The organism is Streptomyces sp. S186, assembly GCF_051603415.1.
Lineage (GTDB): Bacteria > Actinomycetota > Actinomycetes > Streptomycetales > Streptomycetaceae > Streptomyces.
In genome coordinates this window covers 2,341,018-2,360,893 of record NZ_CP193932.1, presented here as the reverse complement: position 1 = coordinate 2,360,893, position 19,876 = coordinate 2,341,018, and the positions used below count along the sequence as shown (strand labels likewise).

Genomic DNA, 19,876 nt, shown 5'->3' with positions numbered 1-19,876 from the left:
CGTCCGCTTGCGCCGCCCGACGGGCCCCGGCAGCGCACCGGCGTTCGGGATCTCGCAACAGGCAACGAGGCCATCGGTGCCCCGTCACGTCGCTCGTTCGAGATGGCACCGTGAGGTTTGCGAGACTGACGGGGTGAACACCGTCGCCCCCGCACCGCGGGTCATCGCCGTCGTCGGCCCCACCGCGGCCGGAAAGTCCGATCTGGGCGTCGCGCTCGCCCGGCACTTGGACGGCGAGGTGATCAACGCCGACTCCATGCAGCTCTACCGCGGCATGGATATCGGCACCGCCAAGCTCACCCCCGAGGAGCGGCAGGGCATTCCGCACCACCTCCTCGACATCTGGGACGTCACCCGCGCGGCCAACGTCGCCGAGTACCAGCGGCTCGCCCGCGCCGAGATCGACCGGCTGCTCGCCGAGGGCCGCACCCCGGTCCTGGTCGGCGGCTCCGGCCTCTACGTCCGCGGCGCCCTCGACGCCCTGGAGTTCCCCGGCACCGACCCCGCCGTCCGCGCCCGCCTGGAGGCCGAACTCGCCGAACTGGGCAGCGGCGCGCTGCACGCCCGGCTCGCCGCCGCCGACCCGGACGCCGCCCGCGCCATCCTGGCCGGCAACGGCCGCCGGATCGTGCGCGCCCTGGAGGTCATCGAACTCACCGGCCGCCCGTTCACCGCCAGCCTCCCCGGCCACGAATCGGTCTACGACACCCTCCAGATCGGCGTGGAGGTCGAGCGCCCCGAACTCGACGAGCGGATCGCCGTACGGGTCGACCGGATGTGGCAGGCCGGCCTGGTCGACGAGGTGCGCCGGCTGGAGGCCGAAGGGCTGCGTGAGGGCCGCACCGCCTCCCGGGCACTCGGCTACCAGCAGGTGCTGGCTTACCTGGCGGGGGAGTGCACCGAGCAGGCGGCGCGCGACGAGACGGTGCGCGCCACCAAGCGCTTCGCGCGCCGTCAGGACTCGTGGTTCCGCCGGGACCCGCGGGTCCACTGGCTCAGCGGTGCCGCCGACCGCCGGGCCGATCTCCCGGCCCTGGCACTGGCGTTGCTCGAACGACCGGTCACAGCCTGATCACGTCATGGCATCGGGACGCTCCGGCCGTCATCCCGGCCGCTGAGGGCATGTCATCATCGACCTTCGATCGAGGCGTGCAATCTGGCAGTGGGGAGGGCGCGTGGCAATGGAGGCCGGCCCTCGCAACCGAGCCCAGCAACCGGACGCGGACGCCGCCGCGGCGGCACCGCCGGCCACGGACGGCCCGGCCGTCGACGGCGTCCACGGCGCACCGCACGACCGCGTGCACGCGTCCGACGACGGCATCCCCGACGGCCACCCCGCCACCCTCGACACCTCGGACGGCCCCGACGCCGAGCCGGGCGCGGCCCCCGAGGGCGGCGAGTCCTTCCGCGACCTGCGCCCGCCCCGGCGGCTGCGGCTGTGGCAGCTCGCCCCGATCGTGGCGCTGGCCGCCCTCGGCTCGCTGATGTTCGCCTTCCCGCTGGCCTTCGAGTTCGGCGCCGACGGCGGCGCGGTGATCGCCATGCTCGGCCTGCTGCTGTGCTGCTGCGCGGCCGGCGCCGGCATGATGGCGGCCCGCCGGGTCGGCCACACCTGGCCCGGCCTCCCGGCCCGCGGCTCCGGGCGCCGCCCCAGCTGGCGGGTGGTGCTCCTGTACGCCGGCGTGGTCGTCGTCCCCGCCGCACTCGCCATCTGGCGGGTGGCCCGCCTCCGCTGAGGCACCTCCGAGGCACCGCACCCGCCCGGTGCCGGGCGCGGCCCCGACCGGGCCGGCACGCCGCTTCCCCCGTAGGATTCAGGAGTGACCACGCAGCGCATCGCCTTCCTCAAGGGCCACGGCACCGAGAACGACTTCGTGATCGTCCCGGATCCGGACGGTCGGCTCGATCTGCCCGCGACCGCCGTCGCCCGGATCTGCGACCGGCGCGCCGGAGTGGGCGGCGACGGGCTGCTGCACGTCGTCCGGTCCGCCGCGCACCCGGAGGCGCGGACGATGGCCGGCGAGGCCGAGTGGTTCATGGACTACCGCAACGGCGACGGCTCGATCGCCGAGATGTGCGGCAACGGCCTGCGGGTCTTCGCCCGGTATCTGCTGCACGCCGGGCTCGTCGAGGCCGGCGACCTGGCCGTCGCCACCCGCGCCGGGGTGCTCCGGGTGCACCTCGCCAAGTCCGGCGACGTCACCGTCGCCATGGGGCGCGCCGCGCTCCCCGAGGACGGCGTGGTGGTCGAGGTCGGCGGGCGCAGCTGGCCGGCCCGCAACGTCAACATGGGCAACCCGCACGCCGTCGCCTTCGTCGAGGACCTGGCGCACGCCGGTGAGCTGCGCGAACAGCCGCGGTTCGCCCCGGCCGCGGTGTATCCGGACGGCGTCAACATCGAGTTCGTCGTGGACCGCGGCCCGCGCCATGTGGCGATGCGGGTGCACGAGCGCGGTGCCGGCGAGACCCGCTCCTGCGGCACCGGCGCCTGCGCGGTGGCCGTCGCCGCCGCCCGCCGGGACGGCCTGGACCCGGCCGCGACCGGCACCCCGGTGACGTACACCGTCGAGGTGCTGGGCGGCAGCCTGACCATCACCGAGCTGCCGGACGGCATGATCGAGATGACCGGCCCGGCCGAGATCGTCGCCGAGGGCAGCTTCGAGCCGGAGTGGCTGGCCGGCGCACTCGCCGGCTGACGGGGCGCCGGGGCACGCCCGCCGGCCAGGGGAAACGGTTTCGGCGAGCAGAAACGGTTCCGGCCAGAAAGTTCCCTCGAATGGGTGATCCGTTTCACGCTGAGCGAGAGGCGGGCAGCGCTGCGTGATGGGCTCGGTAGCATCAAGCACCGGCCCGGGCGACCGAACTGACGGCGTCCCACCGCCGGTCGACGCCGCCGGAGGTGCCCATGAGCGCAGAGGCCACGAATTCTGGTAACCCCGAAGCAGGCCGCCGGCGCGGCCGCCCCCGGCCGGCGCTCCGGGGACTCCGCCGCATCGGCCGCGCCGCACTCCTCGGCCCCGCCCCCCGTGACGGCCTCCCGGACGCCCTGGAACACGTCGCCAAGGTGCACCGCCACCACCACCCCGACGCCGACCTCGACATCCTCAGCAAGGCATACCACCGCGCCGAGTCCTCGCACCGCGGCCAGCTGCGCAAGAGCGGCGAGCCGTACATCACCCACCCGCTCGCGGTCACCCTGATCCTCGCCGAACTCGGCGCCGAGACAACGACGTTGACCGCCTCCCTGCTCCACGACACCGTCGAGGACACGGAAGTGACGCTGGATCAGGTCCGGGGGGAGTTCGGCGCCGAGGTCTGCTATCTCGTCGACGGCGTCACCAAACTGGAGAAGGTCGACTACGGCACGGCTGCCGAGCCGGAGACCTTCCGCAAGATGCTGGTCGCCACCGGCAACGACGTCCGGGTGATGTCCATCAAGCTCGCCGACCGGCTGCACAACATGCGCACCCTCGGCGTGATGCGCCCCGAGAAGCAGGCCCGGATCGCCGGCGTCACCCGCGACGTGCTGATCCCGCTCGCCGAACGCCTCGGCATCCAGGCGCTCAAGACCGAGCTGGAGGACCTGGTCTTCGCGGTCCTGCACCCCGAGGAGTACGCCGAGACCCGCCATCTCGTGGAGCAGTACGCCGGCCGCCCCGACCCGCTCGCCGCGATCGCCGCCCGGGCCCGGGCGATCCTCGCCGAGGCCGGCATCGACGCCCAAGTCCTCGTCCGCCCACGGCACTTCGTCTCCGTGCACCGGGTCCTGCTGGCGCGCGGCCGGATCACCGGCGCGGACCTGGGGCGGCTGCTGGTCCTGGTGGCCGAGGACGCCGACTGCTACGCCGTCCTGGGGGAGCTGCACACCTGCTTCACCCCGGTGGTCTCGGAGTTCAAGGACTTCATCGCCGCGCCCAAGTTCAACCTCTACCAGTCGCTGCACACCGCCGTCATCGGCGAGCACGGCGAGATCGCCGAGACCCTGATCCGCACCCACCGGATGCACCGGGTCGCCGAGGCCGGGGTGATCGCCCTGGGCAACCCCCACACCCCCACCGACGGCGCCGACGCACCCGACGGCGAACGCGCCGACCCGACCCGCCCCGGCTGGCTCGACCGGCTCCTGGAATGGCAGCGCACCACCCCCGACCCCGACACCTTCTGGACCTCGCTCCGCGACGACCTCGCCCAGGACCGGGAGATCACCGTCTTCTGCGCCGACGCAGCCCCCGACGGCCCTGACGGCCCCGGCGGCACCATCGGCCTGCCCGCCGGGGCCAGCTGTGTGGACGCCGCGTACGCCCGGTACGGCGAGGGTGCGCACGGCTGCATCGGCGCCCGCGTCAACGGCCGCCTCGCCACCCTCGGCACCGTCCTGCACGACGGCGACAGCCTCCACCTGCTGATGGCCCAGGACTCCGCCGGCCCGTCGCCGGAGTGGCTCGACCACGCCCGCACCCCCGCGGCCCGGCTCGCCATCTCCCGCTGGCTGGACCGGCCCCAGGGCCCCGGCGACGCCCCCGCCGCGCCCGCCGGCCGCCGCGGCGAGCTCCGCCGGGCACCGTCCCACCGGCCCGCCGGCCCGGACCGCCCGGCGGCCGCCTCCGTCCTGGTGGTGGCCGACCTGCCCGGCGCCACCGTCCGGCTGGCCGGCTGCTGCACCCCGGTGCCGCCGGACACCGTCACCGGCTTCGCGGTCCGCGGCGGCACGGTCACCGTGCACCGCGCCCTGTGCCCGGCCGTGGCCCGGATGGCGGCGACCGGCCGCCAGCCGGTCGGGGTGCGCTGGCGCGGCGCGGCCAAGGGCGGCCACGGCTGCCGGGTGACGCTGCTGGCCGAGGCGTTCAGCCGCCCGCACCTGCTGCCCGACCTCACCGAGGCGATCGCCGCCCAGGGCGCCGCCGTGGTCTCCGCCGCCGTCGAGCCCCCGCACGAGCAACTGGTCCGCCACACCTACACCCTCCACCTGCCCGACGCCGCCGCGCTGCCCTCCCTGATGCGCGCGATGCGCCAGGTCCCCGGCGTCTTCGACGTGGTCCGCGCCGCCACACCGGTGCGCTCCGGGAACGGCTGAAGCACCCCGAAGATCCCGCGCCCCGCGATCCGGCCGATCAAGGGCAGATCAGGCATGCGGGCGCAAGTGGGACGGCCGAGGTGCCGCCCGTTCGGGTGCCGTCGTGCCGTGCCGTCCACGGGCGGGCGGGCCGCGCTGATAGCGGTAGCGCATGTCCCTTCCCTTGCGCCGTTCGTCCTGTGAGCCCCAGGGGCCCGCCGCCGACCGCACCGCCGCCGCCGACCGCTCCGCCGCTCCCGACCGGGACCGCCCCCGGGCCCGCCGCGGCCGGATCCCCCGCCGGGTCACCGCCCTCGGGCTCGCGGTCGCCGCCACGATCGCCGCGGCCACGCCGCGGCCCCCCGAGCCGGAGGGCATCGGCGACCGCCTCTTCCCGTCGCTCGGCAACCCCGGTTACGACGTCACCTCGTACGACATCTCCCTGGACTACGCGGGCCGCAACGACCGTCCGCTGGAGATGGTCACCGTGATCAGGGCCCGGGCCACCGCCAACCTCGACCGGCTCAACCTCGACTTCGCCGACGGCACCGTGCGCTCCGTCACGGTCGACGGAAAGCCCGCCCGGCACGAGCAGGCCGGCGAGGACCTGGTGCTCACCCCCGTCGCGCACATCTCGCCCGGCCAGGACCTGCGGATCGTCGTGCGCCACACCAGCGACCCGCGCGGACGCGGCAACGGCGGCTGGATCCGCACCAACGACGGCCTGGCGATGGCCAATCAGGCCGACGCCGCGCACCGCGTCTTCCCGTGCAACGACCACCCCTCCGACAAGGCCCAGTTCACCTTCCGCATCACCACCCCCGAGGGGCTGGTCGCCGTCGCCAACGGCCTGCCCGTCGGCGCCGGCGGCCGCGGCGCGCGCCGCACCTGGACGTACCGCACCGCCCACCCCATGGCCACCGAGCTGGCCCAGATCTCCATCGGGCACTCCAGCGTGGTGTCGCAGCGCGGCCCGCACGGTCTGCCGCTCCGCGACGTCGTCCCGGCGTCGGCCAAGCCCGCGCTCGCCCGCTGGCTCGCCAAGACACCGGAGCAGGTGGCCTGGATGGAGCGGAAGGTCGGACGGTTCCCGTTCGAGGCGTACGGGGTGCTGGTCGCCGACGCCAGCACCGGCTTCGAGCTGGAGACCCAGACCCTCTCGCTCTTCGAGAAGCGCCTGTTCACCACCGCCCAACTGCCCGACTGGTACGTGGAGTCGGTGATGGTGCACGAGCTGTCCCACCAGTGGTTCGGCGACAGCGTCAGCCCCCGCCGGTGGTCCGACGTCTGGCTCAACGAGGCCCACGCCACCTGGTACGAGGCCCTCTACGCCCAGGAGAAGGGCGGCCAGCGGGTCTCCTTCGAGGCGCGGATGAAGAAGGCGTACGAGATGTCCGACAGCTGGCGCGCGGACGGCGGCCCGCCGGCTCTGCCGAAGATCCCCGAGCACGGCAAGAAGATCAGCATCTTCCGCCCGGTGATCTACGACGGCAGCGCCCTGGTCCTGTACGCGCTGCGGCAGAAGATGGGCCAGGCCGGCTTCGACCGCCTGGAGCGGGAGTGGGTGGCCAGGCACCACGACGGCGTGGCCGGCACCGCGGACTTCATCGACCTCGCCTCCGAGATCTACGGCCACAACCTCTCCGGCTTCCTCTGGGAGTGGCTCTACGGCACCAAGACCCCGGCGATGCCCGGCCACCCCGACTGGAAGCAGCAGGCGGCCGAGCAGAGCAAGGCCAAGGGCGCCACACCGCAGTCGGCGGCGCGGCGCGTGGCGGCCACGCAGGGTGCGCCGCACCTCCACAAGCGGTGACCGGCGCCCGGGCGCCCCGTACGGGCGGCAGGACTCCCGCCCGTACGGGGCGGCACGGGAAAACCCGCGTGACGCCCGTCTCCCGGCCGTGCGACCATCAACGGGCCGACACCGCGGGCCGGCCCGGGAATCTCCCGGCGGGCCCGGACGTTGAGCAGACCGAACGGCACAGTCACCAGTCCCGACGGGACCCACCGGTCCCCGGGGGGCTCCCTACGACGCAAAGGATCAAATGACCTCCTCTTCTTCCCTTCCGCAGGACCGGCAGCGCCTCCCCGAGAGCCTTCGGGCCGACGCCCTGATGGAAGAGGACGTCGCCTGGAGCCACGAGATCGACGGGGAGCGCGACGGCGACCAGTACGACCGCTCCGAGCGCGCGGCACTGCGCCGCGTCGCCGGGCTCTCCACCGAGCTCGAGGACGTCACCGAGGTCGAGTACCGCCAGCTGCGCCTGGAGCGCGTGGTGCTCGTAGGCGTCTGGACCTCCGGCACGGTGCAGGACGCGGAGAACTCCCTCGCCGAGCTGGCCGCGCTGGCCGAGACCGCCGGCGCCCTGGTGCTCGACGGCGTCATCCAGCGCCGCGACAAGCCCGACCCGGCCACCTACATCGGCTCCGGCAAGGCGCTGGAGCTGCGCGACATCGTGCTGGAGTCCGGGGCCGACACCGTCGTCTGCGACGGTGAGCTCTCCCCGGGCCAGCTGATCCACCTGGAGGACGTCGTCAAGGTCAAGGTGGTCGACCGGACCGCCCTGATCCTCGACATCTTCGCCCAGCACGCCAAGTCCCGGGAGGGCAAGGCGCAGGTCTCGCTGGCGCAGATGCAGTACATGCTGCCCAGGCTCCGCGGCTGGGGCCAGTCGCTGTCCCGGCAGATGGGTGGCGGTGGCTCCGGTTCGGCGGGCGGCGGCATGGCCACCCGTGGCCCCGGTGAGACCAAGATCGAGACGGACCGGCGGCGGATCCGCGAGAAGATGGCGAAGATGCGCCGGGAGATCGCGGAGATGAAGACCGGCCGGGACGTCAAGCGCCAGGAGCGCCGGCGCAACAAGATCCCCTCGGTCGCCATCGCCGGCTACACCAACGCCGGCAAGTCCTCCCTGCTCAACCGCCTCACCGGCGCCGGCGTCCTGGTGGAGAACGCCCTGTTCGCCACCCTGGACCCGACCGTCCGGCGGGCCGAGACCCCCACCGGGCGGCTCTACACCCTCGCCGACACCGTCGGCTTCGTCCGCCACCTGCCGCACCACCTCGTCGAGGCGTTCCGCTCCACGATGGAGGAGGTCGCCGACGCCGACCTCATCCTGCACGTGGTCGACGGCTCGCACCCGGTGCCGGAGGAGCAGCTGGCCGCGGTCCGCGAGGTGATCCGCGACGTCGGCGCCACCCAGGTGCCCGAGATCGTGGTCGTCAACAAGGCCGACGCGGCCGACCCGCTGACGCTCCAGCGCCTGCTGCGCCAGGAGAAGCGCGCCCTGGTGGTCTCCGCCCGTACGGGCGAGGGCATCGCGGAGCTGCGGTCCCTGCTCGACGCGGAACTCCCGCGTCCGCAGGTCGAGATCGAGGTGCTGGTGCCCTACACCCAGGGCGCCCTGGTCTCGCGGGCGCACGCCGAGGGCGAGGTGCTCTCCGAGGAGCACACCGCCGAGGGCACGGTCCTCAAGGCCCGCGTCCATGAGGAACTCGCCGCCGAGTTCCGGCCGTTCGTCCCGGCCGCCTGACGGTCGGTCCGCGCCCGGCGCACGTACGGCGAAGGCCCGTCCCCGGATTCCCCGGGGGCGGGCCTTCGCCGTGTGCCGCGGGTGCGGCGCGTGAGCGGTACGGGCGGGCGGCGCCGTCGCCCGGCACCGCCCGCCCGTCATGTCGCTACTGCTGCTTCGCCCACTTCTTGCTCATCGCGTCGAAGATCGACTTGGCCTCGGCGCCCAGGTGCGGGCCGGCCAGCCACTTGGCCGGACGCGGACCCATCGACGTGTTGGAGACCAGCGTCGGCTTGCCGTCCGCGCCCTTGACGAACCAGGGGCCACCGGACGAACCACCGGTCATGGTGCAGCCGATCCGGTACATGGTCGGCTTCTTGGCGTCCGTCGTCAGCCGGGTCGGCTTGTCGGTGCAGGACTCCTGCAGCGCGCCGTCGAACGGCGCCTCGGCCGGGTAGCCCTGCGCCGTCAGGCTCGGCATCTTCGACATCGCCGGGGCGTTGAAGTCCACCGTGTAGGCGGCGCCGGCCACCTCCTCCAGCGACTTGCCGCCGGTGTTCTCCTCCGGCTTCACGTGGATCAGCGCGAAGTCGTACGGAGCCATCGGGACCCCCGGCACGTCGCCGCCGCCCTTGATCCACTCCTGGGACGTCGACACGTCGTCCGCCCACCACTTGCCTTCCGGAACCCGGTCCTGGAACGGCGTGTTCTTCATCTGGGTCTCCGGCACGCCGGTCCGGTTGAAGCTCGGGACGAACATCATGTTCCGGTACCAGCCGCCGTTCTTGCCGGCGTGCACACAGTGCGCCGCGGTCCACACGAGGTTGGACTTGCCCGGGTGCGCCGGGTCCTTGACGACGGTGGCGGAGCAGCGCGCCTGGCCCTCGGGCGTGCTGAACGCCAGCACGCCGACGCCCGGAGCGGTGGAGGTGTAGGGCGTCTTCACGGGCCGGGCGGCGACCGCGGCCGGCTCCGGGTCGGTCTTGCCCTGGTCCTGGGGGATGTCCGAGGGCTTGCTCGGCTCCTGCGGCGGCTTGGCCTTACCGATCTTGTCCGGGTCCCAGAAGTTCTTGATGACCGGGTTGATGAACTCCCCGGCCTCGCGGAGCCACTTGTCCTTGTCCCAGTTCTTCCACTCCCCGTTCTTCCACTTGTCCAGGTCGACGCCGTGCTCCTTGAGCTTGTCCTGGAGGTCCTTGGGGATCTTGATCGCACCCCCGCCCGAGGTGTCCTGGGCCGACTGCGACGGCTTGGCGTCCGCGTTGTCGCCGGACGGCCCGCAGCCGGTCGCGGTCAGCGCCACTACGGCGGTGAGGGCGGCGGCCGCAAGGACGGGCCGACGTATGGATCGCATGGGTGTTTCTCCCCCTGTGTCAAACGGGCTGAGCCGGTGCGGCTCATGAGTGGTGCCCCCGTCCGGCTCTTGTCATGAACCGCAAGATCCGGGTGCAGCCCCCCACTATGCCGGTGTCCGGAGGGACGGCGGTACCCGGGGCCCCGGTTCCCGGCGTCAAGGATCTTGCCGTCGGCCGTGTTCCCACGCGGGTGGCGTCGTTGGTACGTACGGGGGACGGCCGCCGCCCGCCGGGCCGGCGCGGCATCCAACAGTTCACCAGCAGGAGGACACAACTGCCGTGGCGTTGACCGAAACCGTGCCGGCGGCCGCACCGCCGGCCCACGAGGGGATCCTGCGCCGCCAGGCCCTGCGTGAGTCCGCCGCCCGCACCTATGCGCGCTCGCTGCCGATCGTCCCGGTGCGCGCCCGCGGGCTGACCATCGAGGGCGCCGACGGCCGGCGCTATCTCGACTGCCTCTCCGGTGCCGGCACCCTGGCGCTGGGCCACAACCACCCCGTGGTCCTGGAGGCCATCCGCACCGTCCTCGACTCCGGCGCGCCGCTGCACATCCTCGACCTCGCCACCCCGGTCAAGGACGCCTTCGTCACCGAGCTGTTCGGCACCCTGCCCGGGGAGTTGGCCGAAAAGGGCCGGATCCAGTTCTGCGGACCGGCCGGCACGGACGCCGTCGAGGCCGCCTTCACCCTCGTCCGCACCGCCACCGGCCGGGAGGGCCTGCTGGCCTTCTCCGGCGCCTACCACGGCATGACCGCGGACGCCCTGACCGCCTCCGGCGGCGCCCGGCACCCCGGCGCGACCCGGCTGCCCTACCCCTACCCCTACCGCTGCCCCTTCGGCGTCGGCGGCGAACGCGGCGCCGAACTCTCCGCGCGCTGGACGGAGAACGTCCTCGACGACCCCAAGGGCGGGGTGCCCCGCCCCGCCGGGATGATCCTCGAACCGGTTCAGGGCGAGGGCGGCGTGATCCCCGCCCCGGACGGCTGGCTGCGCCGGATGCGCGAGATCACCGCCGCCCGCTCCGTCCCGCTCATCGTCGACGAGGTGCAGACCGGCGTCGGCCGCACCGGCACCTTCTGGGCCGTCGAGCAGAGCGGCATCGTGCCCGACGTCCTGGTCCTGTCCAAGGCCATCGGCGGCAGCCTCCCGCTCGCCGTCATCGTCTACCGCGAGGAACTGGACGCCTGGCGCCCCGGCTCCCACGCCGGCACCTTCCGCGGCAACCAACTCGCCATGGCCGCCGGCACCGCCACCCTCGCCTACGTCCGCCGCAACGGCCTCGCCGCCCGCGCCGCCGAGCTCGGCGCCACCATGCTCGCCCGGCTGCGCCAACTGGCCGCCGCCCACGACTGCATCGGCGACGTCCGCGGCCGCGGCCTGATGCTCGGCCTGGAGCTCGTCGACCGCGACGCCGGCGCCGACGCGCTGGGCGCCCGCCCCGCCGACCCGGCTCTGGCCGCCGCAGTCCAACGGGCCTGCCTCGACCGCGGCCTGATCGTCGAACTCGGCGGCCGGCACTCCGCCGTCGTCCGGCTGCTGCCGCCCCTGACCCTCACCGACGAACAGGCGGACGCGGTCCTGGACCGCCTCGCCGACGCCATCGCGGCGGCCGTCCGTACCACCCCCGGGCCCCCCGGCTCGTCCCCCACCACCCTGCGAGGCACCCCCGCATGAACGAACGCCCCGGCCCCGACGGCACCCACGCCGAACGGCTCCCCGCTCCCCACCCGGGCGCCGGCCTCATCGAGCCGACCGTCCCCCGCCAGCAGCGCCGCCCCGGCGACGACACCTGCCACCAGCAGACCCCGGCCGCCGGCCACCGCGCCCCCGGCCGGTCCGACGGCCGGCCCGACCCCGTGCGCCACCCCGACGCCGACCCCCTCGACCACCCGGACCCGGCCGTCGCCGCCGACGCCGCCGGCATCGAGAACCTCCTGCGCTGCTGGCTCCGCGAACACGGCACCGCCCGCCCCGCCGGCGGCCGGCTGCGCCTCCCGCTGCACGCCAGCGCCACCGCCCTGCACATCCCCGTCCGCTACTGGTCACCCACCGGATGGCACCGCCTGGGCGCCCCCACCCTTGAGGGCACCCCGCCCGGCTCCGCCCCGCTGGACGCCGTCACCCTCGCCGCCCTGCTGCGCCGCGAGGCCGCGCACGGCGGCGACCGGCGCGCCTCGGACGGCGGCGAACACCGGGTCGCCGACGGCGACGAGCCGCCCGCCGCGGCCGACGACCCCCAGGCCCCGGACGGCGACGGCGCCGAGCTGGTCGGCCGGGTCGCCAACTCCGTACGCAACACCGCCCTGTTCATCGCCGACCGGCGCGCCCGCCCCGCCGAGGAGCCGGGCTCCCGTTTCCTCGACGCCGAGCAGTCCCTCCTCCTGGGCCACCCCCTGCACCCCACGCCCAAGAGCCGCGAGGGCCTCACCGACGCCGAGCTCGGCGCCTACTCTCCCGAACTCCGCGGCGCCTTCCCGCTCCACTGGGTCGCCGTCGACCCCTCCGCCGTCGCCACCGACTCCGCCTGGACCGAGCGCGGCCGCACCGTACCCGCCGGCCAGCTCGCCGCCGAGCTGGCCGGCGACGGACTGCGGCTCCCCGACGGCACCGTGCCGCTGCCGCTCCACCCCTGGCAGGCCCGGGACCTCGCCACCCGCCCTGAGACCGCCGCACTGCGCGACGCCGGACTGCTGCACGACCTCGGCCCGCACGGACCCCACTGGTACCCCACCTCCTCCGTCCGCACCGTCTGCCGCCCCGGCGCACCCGCGATGCTCAAGCTCTCCCTGGGCGTCCGCATCACCAACTCCCGCCGGGAGAACCTCCGCAAGGAGCTGCTGCGCGGCGTCGAGGTCCACCGGCTGCTGCGCACCGGCCTGGCCGCGGAGTGGCAGGCGGCCTTCCCCGCCGCCCCCGGCTTCGACATCGTCCGCGACCCCGCCTACCTCGCCGTCGACGGACCGGACGGCACCCCCGTCCAGGGCTTCGACGTCGTCATCCGCCACCAGCCCTTCGGCCCCGACGACGACGCCGTCTGCATCGCCGGGCTCACCGCACCGCGCCCCTGGCCCGACCACGGCGCGATGCGCTCCCGCCTGGAGAGCGTGGTCGGCGCGCTCAGCGCCCGCACCGGGCGGCCGGCCGGAGCGGTGGCCACGGAGTGGTTCCTGCGCTACCTCGAAGCGGTCGTCCGGCCCGTCCTCTGGCTGGACGGGACGGCCGGCGTCGCCCTGGAGGCCCACCAGCAGAACACCCTCGTCCTGCTGGACGCCGACGGCTGGCCGGCCGGCGGCCGCTACCGCGACAACCAGGGCTACTACTTCCGGGCCTCCCGCCGCGCCGAACTGGAGCGCCGGCTGCCCGGTATCGGCACCGCCAGCGACACCTTCGTCTCCGACGACGTCACCGACGAGCGGTTCGCCTACTACCTCGGCATCAACAACGTCCTCGGCCTCATCGGGGCGTTCGGCGCGGCCCGCCTCGTCCGCGAGGAGGTGCTGCTCGCGGCCTTCCGCCGCTTCCTCGCCGACGCCGCCACCGCGCCCCGCGCCCACCGCTCCACCCTGCCGGAACGGCTGCTCTCCGCCCGCACCCTGCGCTGCAAGGCCAACCTCGCCACCCGGCTGCACGGCCTGGACGAGCTCGTCGGCCCCGTCGACACCCAGTCCGTCTACGTCACCCTGTCCAACCCGCTCGCGCTCTAGGGCGCTTCTGGCGGATCTCCGTGGAGGAAGGAGCGGTGCCTGGTGCGTGCGATCGCAAGGCGCCGGAAGGTCTTCATAGCGGAGCTATGGAGACGTTTCGGCAACGCCGCGAGCGTGCGTGCCAGGCACCGCGACGCCGCGGAGATCCGCCAGAAGCGCCCTAGCCCCTGTCGTCCCCCAGCCCCACAGGAGAGCGTCCCGTGCCCTCGACCGCATCCGGCCCCACCTCCGCGCCGGACGACACCCGCGGCGACCCGCCCGCGCCCCACCCCGGCGCGACGCCGCCCGCAGCCCCCACCCCGGCCGCGGGCCCGCTGCTGGACGACCTCGCCGGCTGGCCGCCGGCCGACACCCCCGCCGGACCGTTCGCTCTCGTCCCCGTGGAGATGGACCGCGACCTGGACCGGATCACCGCCTGGATGAACGATCCGGCCGTCGCCGCCTTCTGGGAGCTGGCCGGTCCCCCGGAGACCACCGCCGCCCATCTGCGCGCCCAACTGGACGGCGACGGCCGCAGCGTGCCCTGCCTGGGCGTCCTGGACGGCGTCCCGATGAGCTACTGGGAGATCTACCGCGCCGACCTGGACCGCGTCGCCGACTACTACCGCGCCCGGCCCCACGACACCGGCATCCACCTGCTCATCGGCGGCAGCGTCGACCGCGGCCGCGGCCTCGGCACCGCGCTGCTGCGCGCCACCGCCGACCTCGTCCTCGACCACCGCCCGCGCTGCGAGCGCATCCTCGCCGAGCCCGACCTGCGCAACACCGGCTCCGTCGCGGCGTTCCTCGGCGCCGGCTTCCGCTACGCCGAGGAGATCGAACTCCCCGAGAAGCGCGCGGCGTTGATGATCCGCGACCGCGCGCACCGCCACCGGCTCTGACCCCGGGGCCGTCCGTCGACGGCCCTGGTCCGGTCCGCCATCCATCCCGCCGGTCCGGTTGTCCCCCGTACGTGCCGGGCCGGTCCCGTCCCGAGGAGTCCCACCTTGTCTCCTGTGTCCCGTCCCACCGCCCCCGCCGCTCCCGCCGCGCCCGGCCGGATCCCGTCGCACGACGCCTGGCAGCGCGCCGCCCGCCGGCTCTTCGCCAAGACCCTCGCGGAGTTCTCCTACGAGGAGATCCTCACCCCCGAACCCGACGGCACCGCCCCGGACGGCACCACCCGCTACCGTCTGCCCGTCACCGACGACCTCACCTACCGCTTCACCGCCCGCAGAAGCGCCTACGGGCACTGGCGCATCGACCCGCACTCGATCACCCCGCACGCCGACCCGCTGCGCTTCCTCACCCACGCCCACGACACCGTCCTCGGCCTGTCCGGCGACACCACCGGCCACCTCATCCGCGAACTGACCGCCACCCTCGCCGCCGACACCCACCTGGACGCCACCGCGCTCAGCGCCGCCGAACTCGCCGACCTCGACTACGCCGCCCTCGAAGGCCACCAGACCGGCCACCCCTGGCTCGTCGCCAACAAGGGCCGGCTCGGCTTCTCCGCCACCGACGCCGAGACCTGGGCGCCCGAGGCCCGCACCCCGCAGCCGCTGCCCTGGCTCGCCGCACACCGCCGCATCGCCCACTACCGCGGCGTCCCCGCCCTGGCCACCCCCGATCTCCTCTACGGCGAGGAGCTCGCCCCCGCCACCCTCCGCGCCTTCGCCGGCACGCTCACCGACGCCGGCCGCGACCCGGCCGACTACCTCTACCTCCCCGTGCATCCCTGGCAGTGGGACGAGACCATCGCCCCGCTCTTCGCCCCGCAACTCGCCGACGGATCCATCATCCCGCTGCCCACTGACAACGACCTCCGGCTCCCGCAGCAGTCGATCCGCACCTTCCTCAACCTCACCCGCCCCCGGGCGCGCACCGTCAAACTGCCGCTGTCCATCCTCAACACCCTGGTCTGGCGCGGCCTGCCCACCGAGCGCACCCTCGCCGCCCCCGCCGTCACCGCCTGGGTGCACGGCCTGCGCGACGGCGATACGTATCTGCGCGACGAGACCCGGGTGATCCTCCTCGGCGAGACCGCCTCGGTCACCGTCGAGCACCCCCTCTACGACCGGCTGCCCGGCGTCCCCTACCAGTACAAGGAACTGCTCGGCTGTATCTGGCGCGAGCCGCTCGCCGCCCACCTGGAGCCGGGAGAGCGCGCCCGCACCCTGGCGTCCCTGCTGCAGACCGACCCCGCCGGCCGCGCCCTGACCGCGGAGCTGGTGCACCGCTCCGGCCGCTCCCCGCGGGTCTGGCTGGCCCGGCTGTTCGCCGCGCTGCTGCCGCCCCTGCTGCACTTCCTCTACCAGTACGGCACGGTCTTCTCCCCGCACGGCGAGAACGCCATCGTCGTCTTCGACGAGCACGACGTCCCCACCCGCCTGGCCATGAAGGACTTCGTCGACGACGTCAACACCAGCGACCAGCCGCTGCCCGAGCACGACGCCATGCCGCGCGACGTCCGGGCGGTGCTGCTCACCGAACCGCCGTCCTTCCTCACCCAGTTCATCCACTCCGGCCTCTTCGTCGGCGTCTTCCGCTACCTGGCGCCGCTCTGCGAGGACCAACTCGGCGTCCCCGAGGACGAGTTCTGGTCACTCGTCCGGGCGGAGATCCTGCGCCACCACGAGCGCTTCCCGCACCTCAAGGAGCGGCAGGAGACCTTCGACCTGCTCACCCCGGAGATCGAGCGGCTGTGCCTGAACCGCAACAGACTGCATGTGGACGGCTACCGCGACCGCCGCGACCGCCCGCACGCCGCCGTCCACGGCGCCGTCCCCAACCCCCTGTACGCACCGTGACCGGGATACCCCGCGTGACCGGCCCGGCTGTCAGTGGTCCCGCGTAGGCTTGCACGCGCTATGACGAAGCCCTCTCTCCCCGATCTGCTCCATGCCGCCGTCTCCGCCGTCGGCGGCACCGAGCGGCCCGGCCAGGTGGCCATGGCCGAGGCCGTCGCCGAGGCCGTGGACGACGCGTCCCATCTGCTGGTGCAGGCCGGCACCGGCACCGGAAAGTCCCTCGGCTATCTGGTGCCGGCGCTGGCCCACGGCGAGCGGGTGGTGGTGGCCACGGCCACCCTCGCCCTCCAGCGCCAGCTCGTCGAGCGCGATCTGCCGCGGACGGTCGAGGCGCTGCATCCGCAGCTCCGCCGCCGCCCGGATTTCGCGATGCTCAAGGGCCGCTCCAACTACCTCTGCCTGCACCGCCTCCACGAGGGCGCCCCGCAGGACGAGGAGGAGGGCCTCTTCGACGTCTTCGAGCAGGCGGCGCCTACCAGCAAGCTCGGCAAGGACCTGCTGCGCCTGCGGGACTGGGCGGACGAGACCGAGACCGGCGACCGCGACGACCTGACCCCCGGCGTCTCGGACCGCGCCTGGGGCCAGGTCTCGGTCTCCTCCCGGGAGTGCCTGGGCGCGTCGAAGTGCGCGTACGGCGCGGAGTGCTTCGCCGAGGCGGCCCGGGAGCGGTCCAAGCTCGCCGATGTGGTGATCACCAACCACGCGCTGCTGGCCATCGACGCCATCGAGGGCGCCCCGGTCCTGCCGCAGCACGAGGTCCTGATCATCGACGAGGCCCATGAGCTGGTCTCCCGGGTGACGGGCGCGGCCACCGGCGAGCTCACCCCCGGCCAGGTCAACCGCGCCGTGCGCCGCGCCGCCAAGCTCGTCGACGAGAAGGCCGCCGACCAGCTCCAGACCGCCGCCGAGACCTTCGAGCGCCTGATGGAGCTGGCGCTTCCGGGCCGCCTGGAGGAGATCCCCGAGGACCTCGGCTACTGCCTGATGGCGCTGCGGGACGCGGCCCGTACGGTGATCGTCGCGCTCGGCTCGACCCGCGACAAGTCCGTCCAGGACGAGGACGCCGTCCGCAAGCAGGCCCTGGCCTCGGTGGAGACCGTCCACGACGTCGCCGAGCGGATCGCGAACGGCTCCGAGTACGACGTGGTCTGGTACGAGCGCCATGAGCCCCGCGGTGGAGCCGCACCCCGGTTCAGCGGGGCGTCGCTGCGGGTGGCGCCGCTGTCGGTCTCCGGCCTGCTGCGCGAGAAGCTCTTCACCGACCGCTCCGTGGTGCTGACCTCCGCCACCCTCAAGCTGGGCGGCGACTTCAACGGCGTGGCCGCCTCGCTGGGCCTGGGCCCGGAGGGCACCGCGGCCGAGGACGAGCCGGTGTGGAAGGGCCTGGACGTCGGCTCGCCCTTCGACTACGGCAAGCAGGGCATCCTCTACGTCGCCAAGCACCTCGCCCAGCCGGGCCGGGAGGGCAGCCGCGACGACATGCTCGACGAGCTGGCGGAGCTGATCGAGGCGGCCGGCGGGCGGACGCTGGGGCTGTTCTCGTCGATGCGGGGCGCGCAGGCGGCGGCGGAGGCGATGCGCGGCCGGCTGGACATGCCGATCCTGCTCCAGGGCGAGGAGACCCTCGGCGAGCTGATCCGGACGTTCGCCGCGGACGCCCGGACGTGCCTGTTCGGCACGCTCTCGCTGTGGCAGGGCGTGGACGTCCCGGGCCCCAACTGCCAGCTGGTGGTGATGGACCGGGTGCCGTTCCCGCGGCCGGACGACCCGCTGATGAGCGCCCGGCAGAAGGCCGTGGAGGAGGCCGGCGGCAACGGCTTCATGGCCGTCGCGGCGACCCATGCCGCGCTGCTGATGGCCCAGGGCGCGGGCCGTCTGGTCCGGGCCACCGGCGACCGCGGTGTGGTCGCGGTGCTGGATCCGCGCGTGGAGCGGGCCCGCTACGGCTCCTTCCTCCGCAGGTCCATGCCGGACTTCTGGTACACGACGGACCGCAACCAGGTCCGCAGGTCGCTGGCGGCGATCGACGCCGCGGCGAAGGCCCAGGAGTAGCCTCCGCGAGAGTGGCGCCGGTTCACGCGCAAAAACGGTTTCAGGCGCAAAACAGAGCCCCGGGACGGAACCGGCGCAGTGGTTCCGTCCCGGGGCTCGGTCGTGAGGGCGGGGTCAGACCCGGCGGAGCACCGCCACCACCTTGCCCAGGATCGTCGCCTCGTCGCCCGGGATCGGCTGGTACGCGGAGTTGTGCGGCAGCAGCCAGACGTGGCCGTCCTCGCGCTTGAAGCGCTTGACGGTCGCCTCGCCGTCGAGCATGGCGGCGACGATGTCGCCGTTTTCCGCGACCGGCTGGCGGCGGACGGTGACCCAGTCGCCGTCGCAGATCGCCGCCTCGATCATGGAGTCGCCGACGACCTTCAGCACGAACAGCTCGCCGTCGCCGACCAGCTGCCGGGGGAGCGGGAAGACGTCCTCGACGGACTCCTCGGCCAGGATCGGGCCGCCGGCCGCGATCCGGCCGACCAGCGGGACGTAGGACGCGGCGGGCTTGCCCGCGGTCTCGGTCGCCGTGCTCGTCGGCTGGTCCGAGGCGCGGACCTCGTACGCCCGCGGGCGGTGCGGGTCGCGCCGGAGGAAGCCCTTGCGCTCCAGCGCCATCAGCTGATGGGCGACGGAGGAGGTGCTGGAGAGGCCGACCGCCTGGCCGATCTCCCGCATGGACGGTGGATATCCGCGCCGCTGCACGGAATCCCGGATCACTTCGATCACCCGGCGCTGGCGGTCGGTGAGCCCGGAACTGTCGGCACGAATACCCGGGGGGCGTCCCGGCAGCGAACGAGTCGGCTTGTGCTCTTCGGAGTCCGACGTGGTCTCGTCCATCGGCCGCGATGCCCTTTGCGGTTGCTCGAATCGGCTCGGGGAGTGGCTTTGTGCGGTGATGGTCGCGCTGTCTGCGGTGGTGGTCACGTCGGCCCCTCTCGAAATGTTCTCCCTAGTTAGCCAACGGTAGTTGCTTTCGAAAGGTTGCGCCAAACACACGTTCGAGTGAAAAATTCCGCGATTGGCTGACCTGATCAAGCAGTGCGGTGTATGGCCGAATGGCAATTCGGGCCTCCGGGACGTCCTGCCCGGGATTCCCGTCCGGATTCCTGTCCGAAATGCCGGTCGGCAGCCGTCCCGAAAGGCGGCGAACGGTGCCGCGGCGGGGAGCCCCCGCGGCGCCGCCGATTGTGTCATCCCCGCCCCTGAGGTCCCTGCGCCGGGTGGCTTCCCGTACCCTTTCGGTCGGTCCGCCGGCCCGGCCGGCGCCCGCCCTCCACCCCCGGAAGACGGCGCAGCGCACCGGGCCCCCGTGGCGACACGCGGTAGGCAGATATAAGCACCCCGACACCACATCTAGTGCTTAGATGCGGTCGGTCGCCTACAAGTTGTGGTGCCGGGTCCTTCGGGCCCCACGGATCGC

The 19,876-nt window shown here is 73.8% G+C and carries 13 protein-coding genes; 11 read left to right on the top strand and 2 right to left on the bottom strand.

Going from position 1 to position 19,876, the window contains the following annotated elements; all coding sequences use genetic code 11:
* Positions 1–133 precede the first annotated feature (133 nt).
* From miaA to hflX, 6 genes are all read left to right on the top strand, one after another.
* A complete protein-coding gene (gene miaA / locus ACRAS8_RS09605) occupies positions 134–1,072 on the top strand; it encodes a tRNA (adenosine(37)-N6)-dimethylallyltransferase MiaA (protein WP_438485522.1) in 939 nt (312 codons plus the stop codon).
* 109 nt (positions 1,073–1,181) lie between these two features.
* Complete coding sequence (locus ACRAS8_RS09600) at positions 1,182–1,736, top strand: hypothetical protein (RefSeq protein ID WP_438490404.1); 555 nt, start codon at positions 1,182–1,184, stop codon at positions 1,734–1,736.
* 84 nt (positions 1,737–1,820) lie between these two features.
* Positions 1,821–2,696: a diaminopimelate epimerase gene (dapF, locus tag ACRAS8_RS09595; RefSeq protein ID WP_438485521.1), complete on the top strand. Its 876-nt coding sequence runs from the start codon at positions 1,821–1,823 to the stop codon at positions 2,694–2,696.
* Between the two features lie 209 nt (positions 2,697–2,905).
* Positions 2,906–5,074, top strand: coding sequence for a RelA/SpoT family protein (locus ACRAS8_RS09590; protein WP_438485520.1), 2,169 nt, complete (start codon positions 2,906–2,908; stop codon positions 5,072–5,074).
* A gap of 151 nt (positions 5,075–5,225) precedes the next feature.
* Positions 5,226–6,866 (top strand): M1 family metallopeptidase, encoded by a 1,641-nt coding sequence (locus ACRAS8_RS09585; protein ID WP_438485519.1) that lies wholly within the window; start codon positions 5,226–5,228, stop codon positions 6,864–6,866.
* 232 nt (positions 6,867–7,098) lie between these two features.
* The gene (gene hflX, locus ACRAS8_RS09580) at positions 7,099–8,586 is read left to right on the top strand and encodes a GTPase HflX (protein ID WP_438485518.1); all 1,488 of its coding nucleotides are present in this window, start codon (positions 7,099–7,101) and stop codon (positions 8,584–8,586) included.
* Between the two features lie 145 nt (positions 8,587–8,731).
* On the opposite strand, the gene ACRAS8_RS09575 is transcribed toward hflX, so the two are convergent.
* Entirely contained in the window at positions 8,732–9,919 is a 1,188-nt protein-coding gene (locus ACRAS8_RS09575; protein WP_438485517.1) for a trypsin-like serine peptidase, read from the bottom strand.
* A gap of 280 nt (positions 9,920–10,199) precedes the next feature.
* Between ACRAS8_RS09575 and ACRAS8_RS09570 the strand changes: the two genes are divergently transcribed.
* From ACRAS8_RS09570 to ACRAS8_RS09550, 5 genes are all read left to right on the top strand, one after another.
* Positions 10,200–11,594, top strand: coding sequence for a diaminobutyrate--2-oxoglutarate transaminase family protein (locus ACRAS8_RS09570; protein WP_438485516.1), 1,395 nt, complete (start codon positions 10,200–10,202; stop codon positions 11,592–11,594).
* Positions 11,591–13,624, top strand: a complete 2,034-nt coding sequence (locus tag ACRAS8_RS09565; RefSeq protein ID WP_438485515.1) for an IucA/IucC family protein — start codon at positions 11,591–11,593, stop codon at positions 13,622–13,624. The genes ACRAS8_RS09570 and ACRAS8_RS09565 overlap by 4 nt, the downstream gene beginning before the upstream one ends.
* A gap of 200 nt (positions 13,625–13,824) precedes the next feature.
* Positions 13,825–14,505 carry a GNAT family N-acetyltransferase gene (locus ACRAS8_RS09560; RefSeq protein ID WP_438485514.1) on the top strand — a complete coding sequence of 227 codons (681 nt, stop codon included), beginning with the start codon at positions 13,825–13,827 and terminating at the stop codon, positions 14,503–14,505.
* Between the two features lie 114 nt (positions 14,506–14,619).
* On the top strand, positions 14,620–16,416 hold the full coding sequence (locus tag ACRAS8_RS09555; protein WP_438485513.1) for an IucA/IucC family protein: 1,797 nt from the start codon (positions 14,620–14,622) through the stop codon (positions 16,414–16,416).
* Between the two features lie 60 nt (positions 16,417–16,476).
* On the top strand, positions 16,477–18,468 hold the full coding sequence (locus ACRAS8_RS09550) for an ATP-dependent DNA helicase (protein WP_438485512.1): 1,992 nt from the start codon (positions 16,477–16,479) through the stop codon (positions 18,466–18,468).
* A 114-nt stretch (positions 18,469–18,582) separates the two neighbouring features.
* Here the strand turns inward: ACRAS8_RS09550 and lexA are convergent, their stop codons facing one another.
* A complete protein-coding gene (lexA, locus tag ACRAS8_RS09545; RefSeq protein ID WP_438485511.1) occupies positions 18,583–19,380 on the bottom strand; it encodes a transcriptional repressor LexA in 798 nt (265 codons plus the stop codon).
* Positions 19,381–19,876: the final 496 nt, after the last annotated feature.